Annotated in this window: 10 protein-coding genes and 1 pseudogene; 5 read left to right on the top strand and 6 right to left on the bottom strand. The window is 73.1% G+C overall.

Annotation, left to right across the window (positions count from 1 at the left end; genetic code table 11):
* Both H5J30_RS08830 and H5J30_RS08835 read right to left on the bottom strand, forming a co-directional pair.
* Positions 1 to 870: zf-HC2 domain-containing protein (locus tag H5J30_RS08830; RefSeq protein WP_181786702.1), on the bottom strand; the 870-nt coding region annotated here is incomplete at its 3' end.
* Positions 867 to 1,442 carry a sigma-70 family RNA polymerase sigma factor gene (locus tag H5J30_RS08835; RefSeq protein ID WP_181786703.1) on the bottom strand — a complete coding sequence of 192 codons (576 nt, stop codon included), beginning with the start codon at positions 1,440 to 1,442 and terminating at the stop codon, positions 867 to 869. The genes H5J30_RS08835 and H5J30_RS08830, both read right to left, overlap by 4 nt.
* Before the next feature lie 317 nt (positions 1,443 to 1,759).
* Here H5J30_RS08835 and H5J30_RS08840 point away from each other — a divergent pair, with 317 nt between their 5' ends.
* Positions 1,760 to 2,176: an STAS domain-containing protein gene (locus H5J30_RS08840; RefSeq protein WP_181786715.1), complete on the top strand. Its 417-nt coding sequence runs from the start codon at positions 1,760 to 1,762 to the stop codon at positions 2,174 to 2,176.
* Positions 2,177 to 2,195: 19 nt separating this feature from the next.
* Here the strand turns inward: H5J30_RS08840 and H5J30_RS08845 are convergent, their stop codons facing one another.
* Both H5J30_RS08845 and H5J30_RS08850 read right to left on the bottom strand, forming a co-directional pair.
* On the bottom strand, positions 2,196 to 2,768 hold the full coding sequence (locus H5J30_RS08845; protein ID WP_181786705.1) for a hypothetical protein: 573 nt from the start codon (positions 2,766 to 2,768) through the stop codon (positions 2,196 to 2,198).
* Positions 2,765 to 3,073 (bottom strand): helix-turn-helix transcriptional regulator, encoded by a 309-nt coding sequence (locus H5J30_RS08850; RefSeq protein WP_181786707.1) that lies wholly within the window; start codon positions 3,071 to 3,073, stop codon positions 2,765 to 2,767. The genes H5J30_RS08845 and H5J30_RS08850 overlap by 4 nt, the downstream gene beginning before the upstream one ends.
* Before the next feature lie 426 nt (positions 3,074 to 3,499).
* On the opposite strand from H5J30_RS08850, the gene H5J30_RS08855 reads away from it, so the two are divergent.
* Together H5J30_RS08855 and H5J30_RS08860 are read left to right on the top strand one after the other, a co-directional pair.
* The gene (locus H5J30_RS08855) at positions 3,500 to 4,000 is read left to right on the top strand and encodes an ATP-binding protein (protein WP_181786709.1); all 501 of its coding nucleotides are present in this window, start codon (positions 3,500 to 3,502) and stop codon (positions 3,998 to 4,000) included.
* 300 nt (positions 4,001 to 4,300) lie between these two features.
* Positions 4,301 to 5,089 (top strand): annotated as a pseudogene (locus H5J30_RS08860) (NAD(P)H-dependent oxidoreductase); the annotation flags it as partial.
* Positions 5,090 to 5,236: 147 nt separating this feature from the next.
* Here H5J30_RS08860 and H5J30_RS08865 read toward each other — a convergent pair.
* Positions 5,237 to 6,283, bottom strand: a complete 1,047-nt coding sequence (locus tag H5J30_RS08865; protein ID WP_258563200.1) for a GlxA family transcriptional regulator — start codon at positions 6,281 to 6,283, stop codon at positions 5,237 to 5,239.
* Positions 6,284 to 6,368: 85 nt separating this feature from the next.
* Between H5J30_RS08865 and H5J30_RS08870 the strand changes: the two genes are divergently transcribed.
* Positions 6,369 to 7,685, top strand: a complete 1,317-nt coding sequence (locus H5J30_RS08870) for an MFS transporter (protein ID WP_181786719.1) — start codon at positions 6,369 to 6,371, stop codon at positions 7,683 to 7,685.
* Between the two features lie 108 nt (positions 7,686 to 7,793).
* On the opposite strand, the gene H5J30_RS08875 is transcribed toward H5J30_RS08870, so the two are convergent.
* Positions 7,794 to 9,077 (bottom strand): glycosyltransferase family 4 protein, encoded by a 1,284-nt coding sequence (locus H5J30_RS08875; RefSeq protein ID WP_181786711.1) that lies wholly within the window; start codon positions 9,075 to 9,077, stop codon positions 7,794 to 7,796.
* 139 nt (positions 9,078 to 9,216) lie between these two features.
* On the opposite strand from H5J30_RS08875, the gene H5J30_RS08880 reads away from it, so the two are divergent.
* A partial coding sequence (locus tag H5J30_RS08880; protein ID WP_181786713.1) for a hypothetical protein occupies positions 9,217 to 9,739 on the top strand: 523 nt, incomplete at its 3' end.

A 9,739-nucleotide genomic window follows, 5' to 3' on the forward strand; every position in this document is an offset into this window, starting at 1 on the left:
CTGCGGCAGCAGCCGTGCCGCCAGGTCGATCATGAGGTGCATGTGCTCGGGCGTCGGCGGTACGTACGGGTAGTCCACGGCCTCCGCGATGTCCCAGGCGTGCATCCAGCACTCGAAGGCCCGGTCCAGGAAGGCGTCCCGCAGCGGGAGCGCCGCCCCGCCGCCGTACGGCACGGACAGGTCGGCGACGCCGCCGCCGGCGAACCCCGCGGTCCGTATCAGCGCGTACGTCTGGTCCCGCCACTCGCCGCGCATCTTGCTCGCGTGCCTGCGCCGGAACTCCCGTGCGAGCGACTGCTGTTCCGCGTACGACGACCCGGCCTCCCGCCACAGCGCCTCGGTGCGCTCGGCGGGGGAGGAGACCGTGCGCGGGTGGGTCTCGTCGGCGGGCGCGTCGGCGGCGAGCGGGTCGGGGAGGCCGAGCGCGAGGGCCAGCAGCCCGTCGACGGCCAGGAGGTGGCCGATGACGCCGGCCACCGACGTCTCGCGTACCGACGGCCGGTCGTCGTCGTACCACGCGAGCCGGACCGGAGCGCCCCAGTCCGCCTCGCCCATGTCGTCCAGCAGCGCGTCGAGCCGGGCCGCCTCCGCGTCGTACGGCACGGACCAGCGCGGCATCGGGATCCCCGGCATCCGCCGCGTGAGGCACAGCTCCAGGACCCCGCTGCGCAGGGCCGGGTCCATGTCGAGGTTGTCGTGCGGGTGCAGGAGGCGTACGGCATCGCGCAGCCGGAGTGCTTCGTCCGCGCAGGGCGCGCAGTCGGTCAAGTGCGCCTCGACGGCGGCGGTCTCCTCGGGGGCGCAGGCCGCCAGCGCCCACGCGCCGAGCAGGGACTTCAGCCGGCGGTGGTCGTAGGGGCCCATGATCATGACGGCCGCCCGGCCTCGGTGTACGCGGTGGCCAGCATCTGCAGCCCGAGGCGCAGCCGGCGGCGGGCCTCGTCGGCGGAGACGCCGAGTTCCGCGGCGGTCTGGCGGTAGTCGCGGCGTTTGAAGTACGCCAGCTCCAGCGCGGCGCGCAGCGGTTCGGGCATGGACGTGACGATGTAGTCGGCGCGGGCGGCGGCGGTGACGGCGCGGATGCGCTCCTCGCTGTCCGCGATCTCGCCGGCCGCACCCGCCTGGATCACGGCCCAGCGCAGCCGCCGCACGGCGTGCTTGTGCGCGAGGCCGGCCAGGAAGGAACGCAGCTGGCCGCGCTTCGGGTCGTACGCGTCGGGGTGCTGCCAGACGTACGAGAACACCTCGGACAGCACGCCGTTCGCCTCCTCCTCGTTCTCCAGCACGCGCAGCGCGAGGCCGTAGACGAGGGGCGCGAAGCGGTCGTACAGCTCGCTGAGCGCCGCGGCCTCGCCGCGCGCGAGCCGCTGCTGCATCTTGCGGTTCCAGCGGGGCGGGAAGGCGCCCCGGCCGGTGCCGTGCGGTCCGGTGCCGTGCGCCATGCGCCCCCTATCCGTCGCCCCGCCCCTGGTTGCCGCTGTCAACGAATGTAGCGCCGGGGAGTGGGGGCGTACGCCCTCGGAGCGCTATCTGTACCGCATGACGTGCAACAGAAGGCAACGAATTGCCAACGGTTATCCAGTGCTGACCGGAATGCGGGGGACGTGTGGGGCGATTGCGCATAGGGTCGGTGTTTCATCTTGTGTGCTGTGGGCACAGCAGGTGACACGTGCAACACGGCAGACGCGAATGGCAGAAACGGACGGGCGAGCGGGCGCGACAGGCTGACAGGCGACGGAAGGACAGCGACCGGGTGTCTTTGCTGCAGGTGACCACCGACAACCGAGGCGACTGGTACGTCCTGTGGGTCTGCGGCGAGCTGGACCTGGTCACCTCGCCCCGCGTGCGGCAGCACGTGCACGACGCCGTCGCCCAGGGCCGCCGCCGCCTCGTCCTCGACCTCTCCGCGGTCCGCTTCTGCGACTCCAGCGGCGTCGGCGTGCTCATCGCCGCGCGCCGGCTGCTGAGTTCCTGCGGCGGCGAGTTCCGCCTGATCCTGCCGGCGGACGGCGGGGTGGGTGCCGCGGGCGCGGCCGGGGGCGTCTCGGGGACCGCGGTCTCCGGCGGGGCGCACGTGAACCGGGTGCTCGCCGCGCTGGGCGTACGGCGGCTGTTCGCCGTCTACGCGGACGTGGACGACGCCACGAGCGGCACGGCGGAGCCGCTGTCGGCGTAGCCGCCGGGGGAGTTGGGGCTCAGTCGGCCTCCTGCGGGAACTCCTCGGAGAACTCGTCCGCGGGCTCGTCGCGCGCCTGCAGTCCCGCGACCCACAGCGGCATCAGCCACACCGCCGCCAGCGCGTACACCAGCACCCACACCGCCGGCACCCCCGGCAGCCCGTCCGCGCCCACCGCCTCGGCCAGCACGAACACCCCTGCCGCCACGGCCAGCAGCGCCGTCGCCGCCCGGTGCGCGACGGCCCCGGCGCGGTCGCGGTCGGCGAGCTGCCGCTCGTCCAGCATCCGCGTACGCAGCTCCAGCAGGCCGCGCGTCCCGCCGTTCAGCAGGCCGGTGGCGACCATCCACAGCACCAGCAGGACGGCCAACGGCGCGACGAGCCAGGCGGTATCGAGGGCGTACAGCAGTCCGGCGCACGTCAGCGCGGCGGCGGTGAGCGCCACATGCGCGCCGACGACGGCGCGGCGCCGCCCGGCGGTGGCGAACACCGGGCGCACGCCGGCGTCGTTCATGACCCGGAACATGGCGCGGTCGTACTTCGTGGCCCGCTTCGCGTCGCCGAAGGCGCGCTCGGTCGTGGGCTGGCTCATCGTGCTCCCCTGTCTGCGCTTTCTCTCGTGTCGTCGTGCCTGCGGCCGGTCCCGCCGGCCTCCCTGTCCGTCCCGTACAGCTCGTCGCTGAGCGGGCGGAACGGCCGGAGTGCGAACAGCACTTCCACCGGCAGCTCGAAGTACTCCGCTATGCGCAGAGCGAGGTCGAGGCTCGGGTTGTACTGCCCGCGCTCGATGTGCCCGATCGTCTGGTAGTGCGCGCCGACGGCCTCGGCCAGCTGCTTCCGCGACACGCTCCGCTCTGCGCGGATCACCGACAGTCTGTTGTGGACCTGCTCGCTCATGTATAAGAAGTTATACATCGATGCCCGGCCGCGCAAGAGGAAGGGGACACCGAATCGACTACGGAGAGTGCCGAAACTGGGCAGAGCCCCAACACGCATGGGCGAACTCTTCCGTTACGCAACGAAGTCGGCCCCGACTCCACTACCCTTCATCAGGTGCGAGTTGTCATGCGGCGACACGGACCCGCGGCCCGCGAATCGGTGGCCGGGGCGGTGCGGAATTGCCGGACTCGTACAAGGTCACAGCAGCATGAGTGGTCGACGCCGGACCGGCGTTCGACCGTCGGGCGCGAGCGTCGCACAGTATGCCGCACGCGCACTCTTTCGCGCTGGGATATGCCCGAAGCGCTTGTTGTCGTGACGCTACGTCAATCATCCTGGACGGCAGAGAGATCACGCAGCGTGATCCCGAGGATGGTGTGAGCGGTGCAGACCCTGCAGGTACAGCTCAAGGTGTGGCCCGACCCCGTCGAGGTCGGCCGGGCCCGGCGGTGGACGCGGGCGCGGTTGGCATGGACCGGCGTGGCGGCCGACGAGCCGTACGCCGAGTCGCTGGTGATGCTCGTCTCGGAGCTGGTCACCAACGCCGTCGTGCACACCGACCGCCCCGCCGAGCTACGCCTCGCCCTCCCCGCCTCGCCGGCGGACTGCGGCCCGTACCGGGTGGAGGTCGTCGACACCTGCGCCGCCCCGCCGCGGCAGCGGCGCGCGCAGGACTACGAGACGCACGGCCGGGGCCTGGAGCTGGTCGACGCCATCGCCGACCGCTGGGGGTGGCAGGCGGAAGGATTCGGCAAGGTCATCTGGTGCGAGATCGACCGCGCCTGCGCGCTCGCCCGGCCGCCGGGGGAGCGCGCGGACGGCGCGGACGGCGCGCTCTTCGCGGGCGCACACGAACACGCACGCGCCGGCACGAACAGCACGTGACACCTCCGGTACGGAACAGGTGTTGACGAGGCGTACGGGTCTGATCACCCTTGTGGGCAGCGATTCGTCGTGAGGGGACGCCGAGGGCCGCCGGCCGGTCGGACGCCCTTGGCGAAGGCGGGTCGTGCATCCGGCGCACGTCCCCATCCGCCGATGCCGGGTGGCGGTTCGCCGTGCAGGGCTCGGGGTTGCACGGGCGCACCGCCACTCGACCCTCTCGCGGGGTGGAGTGGCGCGATCCTTGCGAATGATGGCGACACGGCTCTCGTACCCGGTCCGCGGCGGCGCGAGGCTCGAAGCATGAACATCCTCTGGCTCTTCGCCCACCCCGAACACCGCTCCCTCAACGCCTCGCTCCGCGACGACGGCATCCGCGCGCTGCGCGCCGCCGGGCACGAGGTCCGGCAGAGCGACCTGTACGCCATGGGCTTCAAGGCCGTACTCGACGCGGACGACTACACGGACGACTACACGGACGACGACGCGGCCGGCACCACGGCCGGCGACCGCCTGCTGGTCGGCGACGCCCAGGAGGACGCCTGGCGGGCCGGGTCGGTCGCCCCCGACATCGCGGCCGAGCACGAGAAGCTGGCGTGGGCGGACGCGCTCGTCGTGCACTTCCCGCTGTGGTGGTTCGGGCCGCCGGCGATCCTCAAGGGGTGGTTCGACCGGGTGCTCGTGCAGGGGCTCGCCTCGAAGGTGAAGGACGCGGAGGGCAGGACGCGGCGGTACGGGGACGGGGGCCTGGCCGGCAGGCGGGCGATCGTGGTCACGTCGGTCGGCGCCCGCGAGGCGAGCTTCGGCCCGCGCGGCATCCACGGGCACATCGACGAGGTGCTGTGGCCGCTGCACCACGGCACGTTCTTCTACACCGGCATGGCACCGCTGCCGCCGTTCGTCGTCTACGGGGCGGACCGCCTGACGCGGGAGGACTACCCGCCGGTGGCGGAGGCGCTGCGCGAGCGGCTGCGCGGGCTGTGGACGACGGCCCCGCTGCCGTACCGGCCGGAGAGGGGCGGGGGCTACGACGAGGGGCTGGAGCTGCGGCCGGAACTGGCGCAGGGCGCACGGGGCTTGAGCATCCACAGCGCCCCACCGGCCCCCGCACCGGCGCATCCCCCCACTTCCACTTCCCCGCGCACCCGCCCCAGGGTAGGCGGCCCCGCCGACAACGCCTCCGACAACGCCTCCGACAACGCCTCCGACAACGCCTCCGTACCGCCGCAGGCCCCCGCCTCAGGCGGCCGTCCCCTCCCCGTCCGCGCGGAAGGTACGCCGGTACGCGCTCGGTGACACACCCAGTGCCGTCTGCATGTGCTGCCGCAGCGACGCCGCCGTGCCGAACCCCGCGTCCGCCGCGATCCGGTCCACCGGCAGGTCCGTGTCCTCCAGCAACTGCCGCGCCCGCTCCACCCGCTGCACGGTCAGCCACTGCCCCGGGCTCATCCCCACCTCGTCCCGGAACCGCCGCGTGAACGTCCGCACCGACATCGACTCGCACGCCGCCAGGTCCCGCAGCGCCAGCGGCTCGTGCAGCCGCGCGAGCGCCCACGCCCGCGCCTTCGCCGTCGTCGACACTTCCGGCTCCGGCACCGGCCGGCGGACGAACTGCGCCTGCCCGCCGTCCCGGTGCGGCGGTACGACGGTGCGCCGCGCCACGTCGTTGGCCACGGCGGAGCCGTGGTCGTGCCGGATCATGTGCAGGCACAGGTCGACCCCGGAGGCCACCCCCGCGGAGGTGAGCACGTCGCCGTCGTCCACGTACAGCACGTCGGGGTCGAAGCGCACCTTCGGGAACAACGCCCGGAACCGGTCGCCCGACGCCCAGTGCGTCGTCGCCGGCCGCCCGTCGAGCAGCCCGGCGGAGGCGAGCACGAACGCGCCGGTGCAGATCGACGCGAGCCGCGTCTGCGGCCGTACGTACGCCAGCGCGCCCGCCAGCTCCTCCGGCAGCTGCCCGCGCGTGTACGCCTCGTCCGCCTCGTGCGACGCGGGCACGATCACGGTACGGGCCTGGGCCAGCGCCTCCGGCCCGTACCGCACGTTGATGCTCACGTCCGCGTCCGTACGCACCTCGCCCGGCGCGACAGCGCAGGTCACGACCTCGTACAGCGGATCGCCCGCCGCGCTCCGGGCCCGCCCGAAGAGCCGGTGCACGATCCCCATCTCGATGGGCAGCATCCCGTGCCGTACGAAGACCGCGACGGGATGCCGCTCCGGATGCCGGAACACGGGCACCGGGGCCGTGTCCTGCGCGGTGTCGGGCCGCTGCACCATACCCATGGCCCGATCCTTGCACACCTTGGCCCCCGGGCCACTCGTCCGGGCGTGATCCCCGGGCGATCCTCGACTGGTGACGCAGCCATCCATGCCCTCCGCCCGCACCGAGACCCGGACCGGCGCTCCCGCCCCGGCGAAGCGCCCCGCCGGGCGGCGCGTGCACCGCGCCTGGTTCGTCGCGGCCGTGACCTTCGTGACCGTCGTGGCCGCCGCCGCCTTCGTCGCGCTCCCCGGGCTGCTGATCGGGCCCCTGCACGACGAGTTCGGCTGGTCCCGCGGCACGATCGGCCTCGCGGCCTCCGTCAACCTGACGCTGTACGGCGTCACCGCCCCCTTCGCCGCCGCGCTCATGGACCGCTTCGGCATGCGCCGCGTGGTGGCCGCCGCGCTCCTGATGATCGCCACGGGCGCCCTGCTCAGCCACTGGATGACGGCGAGCTGGCAACTGATCCTCTACTGGGGCCTGCTCATCGGCCTCGGCACCGGCTCCATGGCCCTCGCCTTCTCCGCCACCGTCACCAACCGCTGGTTCGTCAAGCACAAGGGCCTCGTCACCGGCCTCCTCACCGCCGCCACCGCCTCCGGCCAACTCGTCTTCCTCCCGCTGCTGTCCTGGGTCGTGGAGACCCACGGCTGGCGGCCGGCCACGGTCACCGTCGCCCTCGTCTCCGCCGCCGCCGTCCCCTTCGTCTGGTTCCTGCTGCGCGACCACCCCGCCGACGTCGGCCTCGCCCCCTACGGCTCCGACGAGTTCGTCCCCAAGCCGCCGCCCCGGCGCGGCGCGGCCGGACGGGCCCTGCGCGTCCTGCGCGACGCCTCGTGCAGCGGTACGTTCTGGCTCCTCTGCGGCGCGTTCGCGATCTGCGGGGCCTCGACGAACGGCATCATCCGCACCCACTTCGTGCCCTCCGCCCACGACCACGGCATGGCCATGACCGCGGCGGCCTCGCTCCTCGCGGTCGTCGGCATCTTCGACATCATCGGCACGATCGCCAGCGGCTGGCTCACCGACCGCTACGACGCCCGCCGGCTGCTCGCCGTCTACTACGGGCTGCGCGGCCTGAGCCTGATGTTCCTGCCGCTGCTGCTCGGCCCGTCGATCCACCCGCCGATGATCTTCTTCATCGTCTTCTACGGCCTCGACTGGGTCGCCACCGTCCCGCCCACGCTCGCGCTCTGCCGCGAGCACTTCGGCGAGGACAGCGCGATCGTCTTCGGCTGGGTCCTCGCCTCCCACCAGATCGGCGCGGCGCTGGTCGCCTGGCTGGGCGGCGTGGCACGGGACGTGACGGGCTCGTACGACATGGTGTGGCTGGTGTCGGGCGGGCTGTGCGCGCTGGCGGCGATGATGTCGCTGGTGGTGCGGCGGGTCCGGGAGGACGAGCCGGTACGGGCGGCGGCGTAGGCCGGTTCGCCGTACCGGTACCGGGGACCAGGGCGGGGGACCGGGCCGGGATCCGGGATCCCGGATCCGATCCGGGCGGACGGGACCGCCCGCGGCCCCGTCCTCCTCCTACTTCCGCCCCGCCCGCCGCAGCGCCGCCGCGGTCAGGTAGCGCAGGGCGTAGGCGCTGCCGTAGGCCGTGCCGCGGGAGCGCAGCGCCAGGTCGCGTACCGCGCCTCGCGGGCCCCGGGTCCGGGCCCGGTCGACCAGTTCGGTGAAGAGCGCCTCGTGGCGTACGGCGATCCGCGCCGGGTCGAAGCGTTCGGCGGCGGCGAGGGCCGCCGCTCCGGTGCGGCGGCGCAGGTCGTCGTCCTCGATCAGCTCCAGCAGGGCGTCGGCGACGGCGGTCGCGTCGCCGACCGGGACCAGGCGGCCGTCCACGCCGTCCTCGATGATCTCGCTCGGCCCGTGCGGGCAGTCGGTGGCGACGACCGGCAGCGCGCAGCGCATCGCCTCCACGATCGTCATGCCGAAGGACTCCTTGCTGGAAGTGACCGCGGCCAGGGAGCCTTTGACCCACTCCGGCTCCATGGGGTTGGCATTGCCCATGAGGAAGACGTGCTCGCCGAGGTGCAGCTCCGCGATCAGCGCCCTGAGCGCGTCGCGCTCGTTGCCGGTCCGGTCGCCGCTGCCGTAGATCCTCAAAGTCCAGTCGGGGCGGGCCGCGACGACCTTGGAGAACGCCTCGACCAGCAGGTCGTACCGCTTGACGCGGGTCAGCCGGCCGGCGGCGACGACCACCTTGCCGCTGCCGTCGGCGGGGGTGACGGCCGGTTTCGGCACGCTGTTGGGGACGGCCTCGATGCGGACGCCGGGCAGGTTCAGATGGGTGCGGTAGGCGCGGGCGTCGGCCTCGGTGACGGTGGTGACGGCGTCGAGGAGGCCGTAGCGGAAGCCGAGTTCGCGGCGGAGGCGGTAGCCGTGGCCGTCGAGGGTGAGGTGCTCCTGGCCGATGCGGACCGGGCCGCGGCGCGTCTGGCGGGCGATGTGGACGTTGAGCCCGGGGCGGGTGCCGACGACGACGTCGGCGTCGACGGAGCGCAGGTAGGCCCCGATGCGGTCGTCGGTGAGCTTGCTGTACTGGCCGTATCTGCCGTCCCCGCGCGGGAAGACCCGGGCGGGCCTGCGGTGGTCCGGCAGGTCGCCCGCGAAGTCGGGGCTCGTCCGGCGCAGGTCGACGAGGGTGCGGACGGCGATGCCGCCCGGCTCTCCCATCATGGGCTCGTCGCGGTGCCGGAAGACGGAGACGATCTCCACGTCGTGCCGCTCCGCGAGGGCGCGGGCGAGGTTGAAGGTCGTACGGATGGTGCCCCCGATTCCGTACGTGTTGTGCAGCAGGAAGGAAATACGCATGCGTGGTCGTGCCCCCCAGATGGTGTCGAACAGGACTCTAGTTCTTCGCCGCAGGGGCCCGGCCTGTTCTTCCGGTGGCGGGAGGGGCGGCAGGGACGTAGCGTCGGATGGGGGACTACGGCATCGGAGGAGTACGAAGATGCTGGAGAACACCGCGCACAAGAAGCGCTACGCCGTCGGCTCGGTCCTCGTGCTGATCGGCGCGGTGGCCGTTGTCTGGAGTGCCTGGCTCCCCTGGTACAACGGCCGCGACGGGCGGCACTACGGGCTGGGCGACGTCTTCGACGGCATCTCGACGACCCGCGCCCAGCTCTTCGGGTCGATCTTCCTGCCCATGGCGTTCGCCGCGCTGCTGGCCCTGTACGGGACCCTGACGCGCTCGCGTGTCCTCGTCGTCCTCGCGGGGCTGCTGGTGCTGTTCATCACCGCGCTGTGGATGCTCCGGCAGAGCCAGTTGGCCGGCGGTCTGAAGATCAGCACGGACGGTACGGGCCTGGACGCCGGTACGGCGTTCGCCGTGATCGGCGGCGCGCTGATGCTGATCGGGACGGGCGTCTGGGGCAAGGAGCACCGCCGCCCCCTGACCCCTCCCGCGGAGGAGCCCACGTCGGGGTCCCGCCCGCGCTCGGTCTCCACCACCGGCGAACGGGGCCGGGACGGAA

Origin of the sequence: Streptomyces phytophilus, from assembly GCF_013870535.1 — a bacterium.
Taxonomy (GTDB): Bacteria; Actinomycetota; Actinomycetes; order Streptomycetales; family Streptomycetaceae; genus Streptomyces; species Streptomyces phytophilus.